Here is a 15694-nt window from a genome sequence, read left to right as displayed (position 1 = left end):
AGGAAAGCTTTCTTAGTAAGGAGGTAAGAGATGAAAAATACGTTAAAGTTGATTTTCTTTGTTTTACTATTGTTCGCGTTATTTGTTTCGTTACGTATGTTTATTGATGTAGCATTTTATTCGGATGTAATTGGTATAAAAGATGTTTCGATTTTAGGTATTATTAGTATTTTATTTACGGTATCTGCATTTTTAATTGGCTGCGTTATTTTCTTAGAGAACCGTCATCCGTCTAAAACACTTACATGGCTCATTGTGTTAGGTATTTTTCCGGTATTTGGATTCTTCGCTTATTTATTATTTGGACAGAACTTTCGGAGGAAGAGAATGTTCCAAAAGAAGGCGTTGCTCGATGAACAAGCATTTTTACAATATAAAGGGCATGAAGATTACGAAGAACGGATTTTACGCAATCATAAGCACCAAGAGCTGTTATTTCGTTTAGCGGACCGCTTAGGCGCTTTAAATATTTCATTTCAAACTGAAACGAGAACATTAACAAATGGAGATGAAACGTTTCAGGCCATTTTAGATGGATTAAAACGAGCGAAACACCACATTCATATGGAATATTACATTGTGCGTGATGATAAGCTTGGAACAGAAATTAAAGATATTTTAATACAGAAATCAAAAGAAGGTGTTGTCGTTCGTTTTTTATATGATGCGGTTGGAAGTTTTAGATTATCGAATTCATATATTGAAGAATTGAATGATGCAGGAGTAGAAATGATTCCGTTTTTCCCTGTGCGCTTTCCGATTTTAAACGATAAGATTAATTATCGAAACCACCGGAAAATCGTTATTATTGATGGAAATGAAGGATTTGTCGGTGGATTAAATATTGGTGATGAATATTTAGGGAAGGATAAATATTTCGGTTTTTGGCGAGACACGCATTTATATTTGCGTGGTGAAGCTGTTCAAAGTTTGCAACTTATTTTCCTTCAAGATTGGTTTTATATGACTGGTGAGGCTGTGTTGGCCCCTGAATATTTACAAGCGAAAGCAGTTGAGGGTGATCATTGGGGAGGCGTACAGCTCGTTGCAGGTGGACCAGATAATAAATGGGAAACAATTAAACATTTATACTTTGCCATGATTTCATCTGCACGGAAATCAATTTGGATTGCGACGCCGTATTTCATTCCAGATGATGATATTTTATCCGCATTAAAGGTAGCTGCACTTGCTGGTATTGATGTCCGTTTGTTAATGCCGAGTAAGCCTGATAAGCGCACCGTCTTTTACGCATCGAGATCGTACTTCCCAGAGCTTTTAGATGCAGGGGTAAAGATATATGAATACGAAAAAGGCTTTCTTCATAGTAAAGTTGTCATTGTCGATTCTGATTTAGCTTCAATTGGAACTGCTAATATGGATATGAGAAGTTTTCATTTGAACTTTGAAGTAAATGCCTTTTTATATGATACAGACAGCATTCGAAAACTTGTTCAAGATTATAAAGAGGATATAGAAGAATCAAGTGAAATTCATGTCGATCGTTTTCATAAAAGGCGTCTTCATAGACGAATTGTTGAATCGACGTATCGATTATTATCACCTTTATTATAAAAAGAGATGTCCGAAATTGGGACATCTCTTTTTTAAAAGGAATTTGTAATAAATTGTAGAATATAAGGAGCTGAAAGGGTGTGATTCCGATGTTTATCGCCAAAAGAGAAAACGGAGAAAAAATCCATCTACTCTATCATCATGATGAAGAGCTTTTACATCGTATGCGTAAAAAGGAAAGCTTCTTTTGCATAGCTTGCGGGAAGGAAGTGCAAATGAAATTAGGGAAACAAAAAAGTTGGCATTTTGCTCATAAGAAAATGGACGCGTGTCTTGCCTTTTATGAAGCAGAATCTATGTATCATATGCACGGTAAAGAATTGTTATATAGGTGGTTCAAACGTCAAAACTTTCCTGTGTATATAGAGCACTATCTTCCAGAAATTCAGCAACGACCAGATATTTTCATAGAGAGAGCAGGGAGAACAATTGCGATTGAATACCAATGCGCCAATCTCTCTATAGAGCAGCTGTACAAACGAACCTATTCGTATTGGCGAGCGGGTATACAGGTCATTTGGATCATTGGTGGAAATCAATTGAAAAGGCAATCAGCATATTGGATGAAATTCTCCTCACTTATGGCTTTCTCCTTACAATCTTATCCTCAGCCATTTCTTATTTTCTTCTGTTCGAAACAAAAATCATTTATGAAATGCGCGTTTCTCACTTCATTTTCTACAAGCGTCTCTTTCTCACATATTATCTATTTACCAACTGAAACGACTACTTTTGAAATGCTCTTTTCTCCCGTCTCTTTCCGAAAAGAAACATTAGGTGAGGAATGGAAAAAGCGAAAGAGCTATTTTCGGCAAAATGCTCTGCCGATTTGGAATTACAATCATAAGTCACTATTACGCCTTTTATATCAATGTAAATGTACCCCAGCAAATTTTCCTTCTGAAATCGGTGTGCCACTCCCGTCCTCATTTGCTTTTCAAACAAATCCATTTATATGGCAAGCTTTTCTATATATAAAATGTATAGGTGAGCTTACGGTAGGGGAATGTATTTCCCTTCGATATGTATGTAGTTATGTGAAAACGTATACGAAAAGGCGCATGCTCCCGTACTTTTCACGGCATATATGGAAAGTAGCAGTTGCTGAATATATAACATTTTTATGTTATGTAGGTGTATTGCAGAAAGTAGGGACTTATAAGTACCGGAAAAAAAGAGAAGTAGTTATGTTAAAAACAGAGGAGGAAGTTATAAAATATGATGAAATTTGCTTAACGTATGCCTTATCTTTATTTGAGGCAAAGTACAACATGAGAGAAGGAAAAGGGGATATAATAAAGACTGATCGTGAAGGAATTACATAAGAAAAATCGAATTGTATGTAAGTAGAGATATTTAAAGGAGGGCTTAAAGGATGTCTGAACAAAACACAGCAAAAACATTACCAGATCGCAAAGAGATTGAAGAATCAAGTACGTGGCGACTAGAAGATATTTTCCAAACAGATGCAGAATGGGAAAAAGAATTCCAAGCCATTAAAGAGCTATTACCGAAGTTAACTGAATTTAAAGGGAAACTTGGTGACTCTGCGAACAATTTACTTGAAGCATTGCAATATGAAGACGAAATTTCAATGCGATTAGGTAAGCTATATACATATGCGCATATGCGTTACGATCAAGATACAACAAACTCTGTGTATCAAGCATTAAATGACCGCGCAACAAATTTATATTCACAAGTATCTAGTAGCACAGCATATATTGTGCCTGAGATTTTATCGATTTCAGAAGATACACTGCAAACATTCTTGACAGAAAATAGAGACTTAAGTGTATATGAACATGCATTAGAAGAAATTACGCGTCAACGCCCGCATGTATTATCTGAAGCGGAAGAGGCTCTATTAGCAGAAGCATCTGAAGTAATGAGTGCGTCAAGTAATACATTTGGTATGTTGAATAATGCGGATTTGAAATTCCCATCTATTAAAGGTGAGGATGGAGAAGAAGTGGAAATTACACATGGTCGTTACATTCAGTTTTTAGAAAGTGATGATCGTCGTGTGCGCGAAGATGCATTCAAAGCTGTATATGAAACGTACGGGAAATATAAGAACACATTTGCAAGCACGTTAAGCGGAGCTGTGAAACGTAATAATTTCAATGCGCGTGTTCGTAAATACGATTCTGCACGTCAAGCGGCATTAAGTAATAATAATATTCCTGAAGCGGTGTATGATCAACTTGTTGAATCTGTAAATGATAATTTACACTTGCTACATCGTTACATTGATATTCGTAAGCGTGCACTAGGACTTGATGAGCTTCATATGTATGATTTATATACACCACTTGTACCAGAAGTGAAAATGAACGTGAAGTATGAAGAAGCACAAGACATGTTATTAAAGTCTTTAAACGTACTTGGTGATGAGTATGTTGACATTTTAAAAGAAGCATATGAAAATCGCTGGGTAGATGTGTATGAGAATAAAGGAAAGCGAAGCGGAGCATATTCATCTGGTGCATATGGAACAAATCCGTATATTTTAATGAACTGGCATGATAATGTAAATAATTTATATACACTTGCTCATGAGTTCGGTCATTCCGTGCATAGTTACTATACAAGAAAGACGCAGCCGCACGTATACGGTGATTATTCAATCTTCGTTGCGGAAGTAGCATCAACTTGTAATGAAGCACTTCTAAACGATTATTTATTAAAAACGACAGAAGATAAGAAAGAGCGTCTATACTTATTAAATCATTATTTAGAAGGATTCCGTGGTACTGTATTCCGTCAAACGATGTTCGCAGAGTTTGAGCATATTATTCATAAGAAAGTACAAGAAGGACATGCGGTTACGCCAGACATGTTAACGAAGATCTACTATGATTTAAATAAGAAATATTTCGGTGATGCTTTAGTAATCGATGAAGAAATTGGTTTAGAGTGGTCGCGTATTCCGCACTTCTACTACAACTATTACGTATACCAATACGCAACAGGATTTAGTGCAGCAACGGCTTTATCTAAACAAATTTTAGAAGAGGGGCAACCAGCAGTAGAACGTTACATTAATGAGTTCTTAAAAGCAGGAAGCTCAGATTATCCAATTGAAGTGCTGAAAAAAGCTGGAGTAGATATGGCATCTCCAGAACCGGTAAAAGAAGCGCTACAAGTATTTGAAGAGAAATTAAATGAATTAGAAGCATTATTATTTGAAGAGAAGTAATTGTAAAGACGAGGAATTTACCTCGTCTTTTTTGTTTTTAATATTTTTTGTCGATATTTGTCGAAGTAATAAGGTGAATTTCTTTCTTTTTTCTAAATTAGAAGGCAGTTTTACAGGGGATTTTTGTAGTTAAAACCCTTTAAATCGTTTTTTATGGTTGAAATAAGAGAGAGCGATGACAATGACTCCAAATAAAAGAGGGAAGGCAATAATTTTAGGAAAAGCTTGTAGTAGAGAGAGGATGTACAAGAAAAAAGAAACGATGACAGCTAGTAAGATAAGTAAAATATACGTTTTTTTCATACGGAACACCTCCAAAATAGCTTTTTTATAGCTTATTCAGAAATGAAAACGTTTAGAATGTGACAAAAGTGTGAAATTCGACAAAAGGGGTTGTCATCTGACGTCGAATCTTGTAATATAATAAGCGTGAACGAATTCACATACAAACATATACCCCTTTGTTTGAACGTGAAAATTTCTCCCATCCCCTTTAATATTTTTATAAGCCGTAAAGAAAAAGACCTGGTGTTTTACACCAGGTCTTTTTCTTTTGCTATCCATTTCCAATAACGCTCACATTTTACGTCAATCATTTGTACTTTTCGTTTCAGTTGTAATTTTTTCAGTTCACGCTCGATCTCTTGCTGCGAGCAGTCATATATAAATGCTACTTCTTTTGAAGATATAAATTGCGTTGCTTCTAGTAACACTTCTAAAGGTGGTAATGGTTCTGGCTCGATTTCACATTTTACAAGTTCTTTCAATAATTGTACGTATACGTCGTAGGAATAAGTTCCAGCGATTTTAATACCTTCTTCATCTGAATTCGCATGAAAGAATACGAGAGAAGGTATTTCTGTAATGTGCATCTCATTTGTAAATTTTAAGTCACATTGGAAAGCTTTTTTTGCGCTAGCGGAATGTAGGTCTTTTTTAAATTCTTCTACATCAATATCGCTATCTCTTGCACATGCAAGTAATAATTCGCAGTCAGGGTTTGATACATTTTCAAGGAAAATGTATTCTTGGAGTTTTCGCAAAAACTTCGAACCTGCTTTTCGGCCCTGTAACTCCGCTGCCTTAATTGCCATCGAAACTAAATATGGTGTTGACGATGCTTCTTGCATATGTACCTTTCCATCACATGAAAAACCTTGTAAACTTGTTGTCTTTTCCCACACAAATCGAATATTAGCAGGTTTATTCCATTTGTGTGAGGAAGCGTTCGTTCCATCCACTTTTCCTGTTACGATATGACGAATAGAGAAGTATTTCCCGTATTCAAGCCATAGTTTAATAATAAAGGGCTCAATTTCCCAGCAATCTTTGCAAAGTGGATCAATAAATAAATATGCTTCTACAGACTTATGCTCACATGCGGAAGGAGATGGCATATTTATATGCATTGCTTCCTGCTTATCCATTACACTTCACCTGTTTCGTTTGGAGTATTAACCATATGCTGAGCAGTTAGCGCTAAACGTTCAAAAACGAACTCTCTTATATGACCGTGCACTCCTGTGTCATCCATTGCTTGCTCCATACATGATAGCCAAGCCTCTGCTCGTTTTGGAGTAATCTCAAACGGAAGATGGCGTGCTCTTAACATAGGATGACCATGTTCTTCAGTGTACAAATTAGGACCACCTAAATATTGCGTTAAAAATTGTTTCTGCTTCCTAGCGGTTTCTGTTAAATCATCCGGGAAGATGGGAGATAGGTCAGGGTGTTTACTGACATAGGAATAAAACGTGTCTACTAATATTGCAATGCATTGTTCACCGCCAATTGCTTCAAATGGTGTCATCGGTTGCTTGCTCATCCTTTATAAACTCCTTTTTCCATGAAATGTATATCTATTGTAGCAATGGAATGTTCTAGAGGGCAAATAAACAGCCTTCATAACGTTCTTTGCTTATTTTTCAAATGTAAAAGAATCTTTTCCTTTTAAAAAGTGAGATATATCCACTAGTAGAACGTATTCACTAGTGGAATTTTCACTTTAGCGTGCTTTGTTTTGTTTGGCAAGGAAAAAGCGTTTTACTTTATTATTTGTATGACGGATTGGTATGTCGTGCTGTTTTAATAAATGAATAAATGCAGCTTTTCCTGTTTCTTCATCTTGCACTTCAAATTCAATTTCATAATCATCGTGATTGTAATAGAAACTATGATCAAAGACAAGCGTTCCGCCTTCAAATAGTGTTTCGGCTCTTTCAGTTGTTAAACTACCCATATAAGTTAAAGTGGAAACAGGAATTTGTAATTTGTGTAGTTGATCCATTACAGCCCCTGGAATGATTCCGTTTGTTTCCATCATCATTCTTGCTTCGTCTTCTGTTACGACTTGATGCGTTTCTAACAAGCCGATTTCTGCAGGTTGTTTCAATGTTAATGTATAAGTTTCTCCTTTATGACGAATACGAAGTGCAGAGCCAGCTTCTTTTAACGAGAAGCCCGGTGTTTCAAAGTAGTGATTCACCTGTTTCGTAAATACCTCAATAGAGAATGATTTACATAATGTATCGAATTCTTCTTCTGTAACAATATTTTTAAATTCAATTTCAATTTCTTGTGTCATTGTATGCGCGCTCCTTTTAAAAAATAATTCTTTACACATTATCGCTTTTTCATAAATTTGGTTCAATGTTTTATTTGTTTGCGTCCATGTTATGATACAATAATACTGTTAAGTAAGACAGGAAGTTGAGATGGAGGAGTTAGAGCATGCAAAATAAAATTCAAGTTAAGAGCGTAGAAAAGAGAGAGAATGCGCTTATTTTTTGTGCGGAAAATAATGAAATAGAGGTAAAGGAGTTAAGTGCGCGTAATCACGTACTTGTAGACTCAGACAATTTATCATTTTTATATATTTTAGAAAACGAATCATCTTTCATTTATGTAAGTATTCCGCACACATGCTGGGAAGCAATGCATGAAGCGATGAATAACGATATAGTAATGTTCGTTCGTGTGAATGACGTTGAAATGGAATTAGAAAATTTAAAAGAAGAAGTAGAATATTTAGTTGAAAATATTGAAGGTAATGCAAATTACGGAGAAGAACTAGTAACTGCTGTAGAAAAAGTATTTCTATAAGCAAATGGATTGATTTTGGTGGTGGTTGAAATGAATCGAAATTGGGAAGAATTTTTAGCACCTTACCATCAAGCGGTGGCAGAGCTGAAAGTGAAACTAAAAGGAATGCGTACTCAATTTGCAATGTTAACAGAGCATTCTCCAATTGAGTTTGTAACAGGTAGGGTAAAGTCGGTTGCTAGTATTATTGATAAAGCGGAGAAGAGAAATGTACCGCTAGATCGGCTGAGAGAAGATATGCAAGACATCGCGGGCCTTCGAATGATGTGTCAATTTGTTGATGAGATTAAGCCTGTTGTAGAATATCTTCGAAAACGAAATGACTTTGAAATCGTGGAAGAACGTGATTATGTCACGCAAAAGAAAGATAGCGGCTATCGCTCTTATCACGTTGTCATTAGTTACCCCGTTCAAACGATTCAGGGAGAAAAAAAAGTATTGGTAGAAATCCAAATACGCACGTTAGCAATGAATTTTTGGGCAACAATTGAGCATTCTTTAAATTATAAATATAGTGGACGTTTTCCTGAAGATATTAAAATACGCTTGCAACGCGCAGCGGAAGCGGCGTTTTTATTAGATGAAGAAATGTCTTCTATTCGTCTTGAGATTCAAGAAGCGCAGAAAGCTTTTTCAAGAAAACAAGAAACGAAAGATTCCGAATCATAAACTAAAGGGTGTTGGGCGATGAAATTTACAATTATGTCAAAGGGAGATCAATCATCAGATACACTGGCAAGCACGATGAAAGAATACTTGCTAGATTTTGGATTTATAATGGATGAAAAGGAACCCGATATTGTAATTTCTGTTGGGGGAGATGGAACGCTTTTATATGCATTTCATCGTTATTATAATCGATTGGATGAAACAGCATTTGTTGGTGTACATACAGGGCATTTAGGTTTCTATGCAGATTGGTTACCGACAGAAGTAGAGAAATTAGTAATTGCAATTGCTAAAACACCATTCCAAGTGGTGGAATATCCGCTTTTAGAAGTGATTATTCGCTATGTGAATGGGAGTAAAGAGTCACAGTATTTGGCGATGAATGAAGCAACTGTTAAAAGTGCGGAAGGTACATTAGTAACAGAAGTGGAAATACGCGGAGAGTACTTTGAAACGTTCCGCGGGGATGGCCTTTGTATTTCTACTCCTTCGGGAAGTACTGCGTATAATAAGGCGCTTGGCGGAGCGATTATTCACCCTTCTATTGAAGCGATTCAAATTGCAGAAATGGCATCTATTAATAACCGTGTGTTTCGTACTGTAGGCTCGCCACTCGTATTGCCGAAGCATCATACATGTGTGTTGAAGCCGGCTGCGGGAATGAACTTACAAATTACGGTGGACCATTTAACGATGGTTCATCAAGATGTGAAATCAATCCAGTATCGCGTTGCAAACGAGAAAGTACGATTTGTTCGTTTCCGTCCGTTCCCGTTCTGGAAACGAGTTCGTGATTCGTTTGTTGCAGATAAATAGAAAGGGTTTATATATTTGAACAGATTTACGTTGAAATGGGATATAGAATCGGCTGAAGAGGGAACTTTAGTTAGAGAATTTTTAAAAACAAAAGGGATTTCTAAAGCCGCCTTAACGGATATAAAATTTCGCGGCGGAGCTATTGAAGTAAATAATCAACATGCCAGTGTTCGTCATCAGTTGCAAGCTGGTGAAGAATTACGTGTCTTTTTTCCAGTGGAAGAAAGAAGTGAAGGGATGATTAAAGAAGATACCCCTTTATGTATTGTATATGAAGATGATGCGGTTCTTGTCATAAACAAAGAGGCGAACATGTCAACGATTCCGTCTAGAGAACATCCGGCAGGTAGTGTTGCGAATGCGCTCTTATCTCATTATGATAAGCAGCATCTTGCAAGTACGGTGCATATCGTAACAAGATTAGATCGTGATACTTCAGGGCTTATGCTTATTGCAAAAAATCGTTTCGTGCATCATCTTTTATCGAAACAGCATCAACAAAAAGCTGTGAAAAGAACATATGAAGCAATTGTTCACGGTGAGATGATAGAACGAGAAGGAACGATTGATGCACCGATTGGACGAAAATCGGATAGCATTATTGAGCGAACCGTTTGTGAAAATGGGCAAAGAGCAGTTACTCATTTTAGAGTGATGGATAGCGCCAATCATAAGACGCATGTATCACTTGAGCTTGAGACCGGAAGAACGCATCAAATTCGTGTACATATGGCTCATATAGGCCACCCGTTACTTGGTGATGATTTATATGGAGGAAGAAGAGATGTGATAAAACGTCAAGCACTTCATAGTACATCTTTGACGTTTTATCATCCTATTTTAGAGAAGGAAATGTCTTTCACTACAACGATTCCAAGCGATATGGAAGAGGTATTAAGGCATACTTAAAAAGGGAACAAAATTCTTATGTAACGAAGAATTTTGTTCCCTTTTTTCTTAGCGGAATAATATTAAAATTTGATTTTCACCCGTGCGCTTTATAACGAAAAAGCCACTTTCGGATTTTGTAGCAATGCCATCGTTATTTGGACGACAATATCCATGCGTTTCGCAAGTGCCGTCATCGCGTACTAACATTTGTCCAATTAATCCGACAGGAAGCCACTCGGTACGATCTTTTCTTGCTATATATTTGCAAGTTGGATCCCATTCTGTATTTAAAAGAGGTTGTATGTCTTGCGATTCCGTACGTACATATTGGCGTTTTCCAAAGTTATCTGTTTTATAGCGTTTTTGCCAACTTAAAGCACCGCTATTTCCTATAAGGGCGGGGGTTGCACTAGATATTCCTAAAATGAATGAATCGTTTGAAGTAGCGATCCGAATTTTTTCTTCGCTACTAAATGTAACGAAATAACCTACATCAATAAAATTATTGTCTGTTGTTTCAAACATTTGTGCAAAATCAGTTCCACTTGCATTGTAAGAAGCGCCATCAATATACATTTCCCCATTATGAGCAAGCCACTTTGCACCGATATTATGATCGGTTTCATTTGTGCCGTTTGCAATAAACCAAGAATAAGATTCTTCTGCTGTGCCGAAGCGCCCCATAATATGGCTACCTGCAAAATGAGCTGCTGATGTATGATTACCTTCCGCATGAGAAGAGAATCCGTTAGCGATAGTCGCGGTTCCTTCTGCATGTGCTGCTTCGCCTAAAGCGATTGTATGTTTACCTTCCGCATGAGAATAAGAGCCACCTGCTGTCGTTTCACTTCCTTCACTATGGGAACTATGTCCAGTTGCTTTCGTTTTTGATCCTTCCGCATGAGAGAAAGAAGCTTTTGCGTGTGTAAGAAGTCCTTCTGCATGTGAAGCTGTACCCTCTGCATTAGAGTGAAGCCCCTCTGCATGTGCATATCGTCCCCCTTTTTTTACTTTTGTATTTTCAGGTGTAGGAGTTTGAATTATGATCGTTTTTTCTGTTTGTATATCATTGGATGGTGCTAATGCTTTTCTTATTTTTTTCACTTGATTTATAATAGCAGCTGGAATTTCTGATTCTGCTTTTTTATTTATTGCTACAGGGATGTCTTCTTCTGTATTTTTCTCTGTTTGCTCAGAAGGCACAACCTGTTCAGTGTGAGTAGAGAGAGGTTTATTTTTTTGCTGCATCTTTGTTTTTCTATTATCGATTATGCGGCTCATTACAGCATTTTCTAAAGAGACATATTTTGGTTTAGCTTTGTTTTTGGGGGAAGCCCCTTGTCCGTCCGGTTCTTCTAAAGCTGCAGCTCGAATGCTGCACCAGTTGTTAATTCCGTACATGGGCAGATAAAAAGGCGGGCATTTTCTTTTTTGTTTAGAAGATTTTTTCTTCATTCTGTCACCTCCTGCGACAGTATATGCCGTGTAATTAAAAAAAGATGCACTTTATTGCATCTTTTTTTAATTACTTTACTTAGTTTTTATAGGAGAGCCGCCTAAATGATACGGTAATCCTCGTAATTTGTGAATGGTATCTGAAATAAGGATAGTTATGAAATTGGGCGAAATTTCTCAGGGACAAAAGACAGGGAGGAAGGGACGGAAACGGTCTCCATCTCAGGATAACGTAGTCCGGTTAGTTTGCCACCAAATACAGCTCCAGTGTCAATATTGACTGTATGATTTACAAAGCGAGGTTCTTTAACTGGTGTATGTCCATATACAATCCAAGCTTTTCCTTTATATTCTTGTGCCCAGTCGCGACGGACAGGAGAGCCGTCAGCATGTTTTTCTCCTGTAATATCGCCATATAATACAAAGGTTTGTACTTTTTTATCTTGTCTTCCTATGTAATCTTGCCGAATTCCAGCGTGACATACAATTAACCTTTTCTCATCGAGTACGTGATATAAAGGGGATTGCTCGTAAAGGGTGATAAATTTTTCTTTTATAATGTTTTGTTTATGAGAAGGCAGTGCTTCATATTCGGCAACAGTTGTTTCGAGTCCATGAGCGATTGTCACATTACGCCCAAGGAAAAAACGGTATAGTTTATTACAGTGATTTCCCGGAGCGTAATAAGCTACTTTTTTATTTATGACAAGTTCCCATACAATTTCAATCATACGTAATGAATGAGGGCCGCGATCTGTAATATCACCAACAAAAGCAAGCTTACGTTGGTCAGGGTGAAACGGCAGGTCACTATTCCAGTTGTATCCGAGTTTCGTCGTTAAATCTTGAAACTCTTGAAAGCATCCATGAATATCCCCTATAATGTCAAATTTCATATTTAAACCTCCACCATATTTTTCATTAGTATATCTAAAAAAGGATAGAGATAAAAATATACTGTTTTTGCTCGTCATTTAAACATAAAGATTTTCGTTCTTGAGCGAACGTTTAAAACGAAGCCAATCGCTATCATGTATGTGAGTAAGGAACTTCCTCCGTAGCTCATAAGGGGTAATGTAATTCCTGTAATAGGTAGTAATCCGATGGTCATCCCGATATTTTGAAATACTTGAAAAGTAAACATTCCGATTGTACCAGCACAGATGTAACTACCGAAAGGGTCATTACTTTCTAAAGCGATATGAATCATGCGGAAAATAAGTAGGAAAAAAAGTGAAACAATGACACTTGCGCCTAAAAAGCCGAATTGCTCAGCGACATTGGTGAAAATAAAATCCGTATGTGGTTCTGGAAAGTATACTTGTCCATTTTCCCAACCTTTTCCTTGCATTTCCCCTGATCCAGTAGCTAAGAAAGCTTGTCTTAATTGATAGCCTTGCGCATCATATTTGTATGGCGCTAACCAGCCGTAGAAGCGATTTAGTTGATATTCTTGTAAAATGTGTGCTTTAAAGAATTTTGTATGAGTAAAAAAAATATACGTTAATGTAACGCCAGCTACAAAAATACCAGAAACTAATCCGAAAATAAAACGCCAACGTATACCAGAAACTAGTATCATTGCTGCGAGCATAGCTGAAATTACCATTGTGTTTCCTAAATCAGGTTCCTTTGCAATAAGTAGTAGGGGTGGCAAACTTGTTGCACATATTTTTCCGAGTAATAAAAAATCGCTGTGTATTGTTCGGAAAAAATATTTCTCATTGTGATTTGCTATAATTCGTCCGGTGACGATAATTAAAAACAATTTCATAATTTCAGAAGGCTGGAAATTTCCGATGCCTGGAAGCCTGTACCAAGCGGTCGCACCTTTTATTGTAACGGCACCTGGTACTTGAAGTTCTAGTCCAATTAGTAGTACCAATGCAAAGCTATATAAATACCAAGCAATTTTTTGATAACGATCGAAATCGATAATCATAATAAAACCGATGGCTATAAATCCAATGAAGTACCATTGGATTTGCTTTAATACAAAATTTACATTTTGCAAAAATGGTGGTAAAGAGGCTTGTGCACTTGCAATTGCAAAGCAACTAACAGTCCCAATGGCAAATAAGATGAATAGTAATACGTAGTCTATTTGATATTGAGAATTTGGATCTTTCAATGTATGTATTCCTTTCTATCGCCTAGTAAGTATATGGATCATGTCATGATAAAAATAATATACAAGCAGACTATGCATACATTTATTCCACTATTTGTGGGAAGTCATACATCACACGGAAGGAATAGTGCCTACCGTGTGATGGACTATATTTCTCGGAGTTCTTTTGTAATGATATTTAAACAATAGGAGAGACGGGCATGTGTATCGGAAGTTGGAATGAGGTTTGGGTATAGCTGATAAAAATTCACAGCATCATCGTGCCATTCGCAAGCTTTTAACAGACTCGATTTATAACGGGTGCTATCTTGTAAGAAACCATATTTTTTGGAGGTTAAAACGAGATGTAAAAAATCTTCACAGCCTTCAAGGAATTTGTAATGTACTTGCTGTCCCGTATGAAGGCGGAATGAACTTAAGGGCTCAGTTATATACATTGCATCACCTTTTGACAGTAAACTTATCCAAGAGGCCATATCAACACTACAACCATATTTTCTACCATTTAAAGTGCCGAATGGTTCTGCTAATAGATCTTTTCGAAAGAGTACAGTCGTAGGTTCACCAATAATGTTTTGTCCCAGTATAAGCATACGGTTTCCAAAAGCTTTCCCATTTAGTAGAGTATCTTCATCATATAATTTTTTCATGGAGGGATGTTGTTCAATTATATCTCCATTATCATTAATCCAAGTGCGATAGGATGTGATAAGCGCGAGATTTTTATTTAAGTCTTGTTGGAAATAAGACATCATTTTTTCGATTTTATTATTATAAAATATATCATCGTCCATTAAGAAATTTATGTACTCTCCATTTGACTGTTCTAAGAGCATAAGGGCGTTATGAAATTGTCCTAGAGTAGAAGCATTTCGAATGTACGTTATATGTTTATGCTTATGTAAATAATGTCTGTATATTAATTTTTCTGTTTCATTATTTGTGCTATCGTCTCCTACAATAATTTCAATATTTGAATATGTTTGTGCTAATGCACTTTCTAAAGCAATTTTAAAATAATGTGGTCGATTATAGGTGGGAATAAGGATGGAAACGAGAGGCGGATTTTTAATATTATTCATATACAACTACCTTTCAGAAGTTTTTTGTGTAAGAATAATATCTTGATAACTTGTGTGTTTAGTTCTGCTACACCATGAACCATAATGAGGGGGAGTCTGTACTTCTAGCCCATACTTATTTAATAGGATACGAATATCTTCTTCAGGATAGGCAACTGCGAAGTTCGGGATATCTTTATTTAGAACATAACAATTGTCAATTTGATGATAAAAACCTAACGTACTTAGTCCTGCGTTTAAGTAATAGGAAGATTCAGGATTAATTAAAAAGAAAGTAATAAAACATCTCCCATCTTTTTTTAGAACTCGTGCAATCTCGCATACGTAATGTTCTAATTCTTTCGGAAGGAGATGGGTAAATACTGACGTTAAAAAAATAAAATCAAATGATTCATCTTCATATGGAAACTTGTATTCGGAAGCATCTTCTTTTCCTTCGGGATTGTAGAATTGATTATATATATCGACATGTTCAAAATGGAAATTGTTACGGCGTGTTGAAATGTTATTTTTGCACCATGTAATTCCCGCATTGAATAAGTCAAATCCATAATAAGTACCATCATCACTTAAATAATTCATTAATGGAACCGCCATTCGGCCGATGCCGCAGCCTATATCTAACACTGTTTCATTTGATTTTAAATTTCCAAATTCAATAAAATACTGTATAAACTCTTTTCCAACTTCTTCAAAGTCACCACCTACATATTGAACGAGTTCTGGGGGTGGAATTAATGTGATTTTTTTCTCATTTTCGTTCATACATTC

The 15694-nt window shown here is 36.4% G+C and carries 16 protein-coding genes; 7 read left to right on the top strand and 9 right to left on the bottom strand.

Annotated elements, in window-relative coordinates:
• Positions 1-30 precede the first annotated feature (30 nt).
• From CER22_RS06025 to pepF, 3 genes are all read left to right on the top strand, one after another.
• A complete protein-coding gene (locus CER22_RS06025) occupies positions 31-1575 on the top strand; it encodes a cardiolipin synthase (RefSeq protein WP_000799209.1) in 1545 nt (514 codons plus the stop codon).
• Positions 1576-1655: 80 nt separating this feature from the next.
• A complete protein-coding gene (locus CER22_RS06020) occupies positions 1656-2900 on the top strand; it encodes a competence protein CoiA (RefSeq protein WP_088608372.1) in 1245 nt (414 codons plus the stop codon).
• Positions 2901-2950: 50 nt separating this feature from the next.
• A complete protein-coding gene (pepF, locus tag CER22_RS06015) occupies positions 2951-4777 on the top strand; it encodes an oligoendopeptidase F (protein ID WP_087984733.1) in 1827 nt (608 codons plus the stop codon).
• 129 nt (positions 4778-4906) lie between these two features.
• Here the strand turns inward: pepF and CER22_RS32960 are convergent, their stop codons facing one another.
• From CER22_RS32960 to CER22_RS05995, 4 genes are all read right to left on the bottom strand, one after another.
• A complete protein-coding gene (locus tag CER22_RS32960; RefSeq protein ID WP_046957017.1) occupies positions 4907-5080 on the bottom strand; it encodes a hypothetical protein in 174 nt (57 codons plus the stop codon).
• A 230-nt stretch (positions 5081-5310) separates the two neighbouring features.
• The gene (locus CER22_RS06005; RefSeq protein ID WP_000360671.1) at positions 5311-6204 is read right to left on the bottom strand and encodes a ClpXP adapter SpxH family protein; all 894 of its coding nucleotides are present in this window, start codon (positions 6202-6204) and stop codon (positions 5311-5313) included.
• Positions 6204-6602 (bottom strand): globin domain-containing protein, encoded by a 399-nt coding sequence (locus CER22_RS06000; protein WP_000043382.1) that lies wholly within the window; start codon positions 6600-6602, stop codon positions 6204-6206. Before CER22_RS06000 ends, CER22_RS06005 begins: the two co-directional genes overlap by 1 nt.
• Before the next feature lie 180 nt (positions 6603-6782).
• Positions 6783-7361, bottom strand: coding sequence for a CYTH domain-containing protein (locus CER22_RS05995; RefSeq protein WP_048545155.1), 579 nt, complete (start codon positions 7359-7361; stop codon positions 6783-6785).
• Between the two features lie 146 nt (positions 7362-7507).
• On the opposite strand from CER22_RS05995, the gene CER22_RS05990 reads away from it, so the two are divergent.
• From CER22_RS05990 to CER22_RS05975, 4 genes are read left to right on the top strand one after another with little or no spacing between them, the layout of a single operon-like run.
• Positions 7508-7879 carry a hypothetical protein gene (locus CER22_RS05990; RefSeq protein ID WP_001179996.1) on the top strand — a complete coding sequence of 124 codons (372 nt, stop codon included), beginning with the start codon at positions 7508-7510 and terminating at the stop codon, positions 7877-7879.
• 30 nt (positions 7880-7909) lie between these two features.
• On the top strand, positions 7910-8548 hold the full coding sequence (locus tag CER22_RS05985; protein ID WP_001081480.1) for a GTP pyrophosphokinase: 639 nt from the start codon (positions 7910-7912) through the stop codon (positions 8546-8548).
• Positions 8549-8566: 18 nt separating this feature from the next.
• Positions 8567-9364, top strand: coding sequence for an NAD kinase (locus tag CER22_RS05980; protein WP_000673190.1), 798 nt, complete (start codon positions 8567-8569; stop codon positions 9362-9364).
• A gap of 15 nt (positions 9365-9379) precedes the next feature.
• Positions 9380-10273 carry an RluA family pseudouridine synthase gene (locus CER22_RS05975; protein ID WP_088608371.1) on the top strand — a complete coding sequence of 298 codons (894 nt, stop codon included), beginning with the start codon at positions 9380-9382 and terminating at the stop codon, positions 10271-10273.
• 48 nt (positions 10274-10321) lie between these two features.
• Here the strand turns inward: CER22_RS05975 and CER22_RS05970 are convergent, their stop codons facing one another.
• The 5 genes from CER22_RS05970 to CER22_RS05950 all read right to left on the bottom strand — a co-directional run bounded on the left by CER22_RS05970 (position 10322) and on the right by CER22_RS05950 (position 15688).
• Positions 10322-11710 carry a peptidase G2 autoproteolytic cleavage domain-containing protein gene (locus tag CER22_RS05970; RefSeq protein ID WP_088608370.1) on the bottom strand — a complete coding sequence of 463 codons (1389 nt, stop codon included), beginning with the start codon at positions 11708-11710 and terminating at the stop codon, positions 10322-10324.
• A 155-nt stretch (positions 11711-11865) separates the two neighbouring features.
• Entirely contained in the window at positions 11866-12606 is a 741-nt protein-coding gene (gene prpE / locus CER22_RS05965) for a bis(5'-nucleosyl)-tetraphosphatase PrpE (protein ID WP_088062473.1), read from the bottom strand.
• A 74-nt stretch (positions 12607-12680) separates the two neighbouring features.
• Positions 12681-13841: an FtsW/RodA/SpoVE family cell cycle protein gene (locus CER22_RS05960; RefSeq protein WP_088062475.1), complete on the bottom strand. Its 1161-nt coding sequence runs from the start codon at positions 13839-13841 to the stop codon at positions 12681-12683.
• A gap of 146 nt (positions 13842-13987) precedes the next feature.
• Positions 13988-14923, bottom strand: coding sequence for a glycosyltransferase family 2 protein (locus CER22_RS05955; protein WP_088608369.1), 936 nt, complete (start codon positions 14921-14923; stop codon positions 13988-13990).
• 6 nt (positions 14924-14929) lie between these two features.
• Positions 14930-15688, bottom strand: a complete 759-nt coding sequence (locus CER22_RS05950; RefSeq protein ID WP_088121629.1) for a class I SAM-dependent methyltransferase — start codon at positions 15686-15688, stop codon at positions 14930-14932.
• Positions 15689-15694 lie beyond the last annotated feature (6 nt).

Source organism: Bacillus sp. K2I17 (assembly GCF_002209985.1).
Lineage (GTDB): Bacteria > Bacillota > Bacilli > Bacillales > Bacillaceae_G > Bacillus_A > Bacillus_A wiedmannii.
The sequence above is the reverse complement of the archived record's forward strand: the minus strand, read 5'-3'. Positions and strand labels throughout refer to the sequence as shown.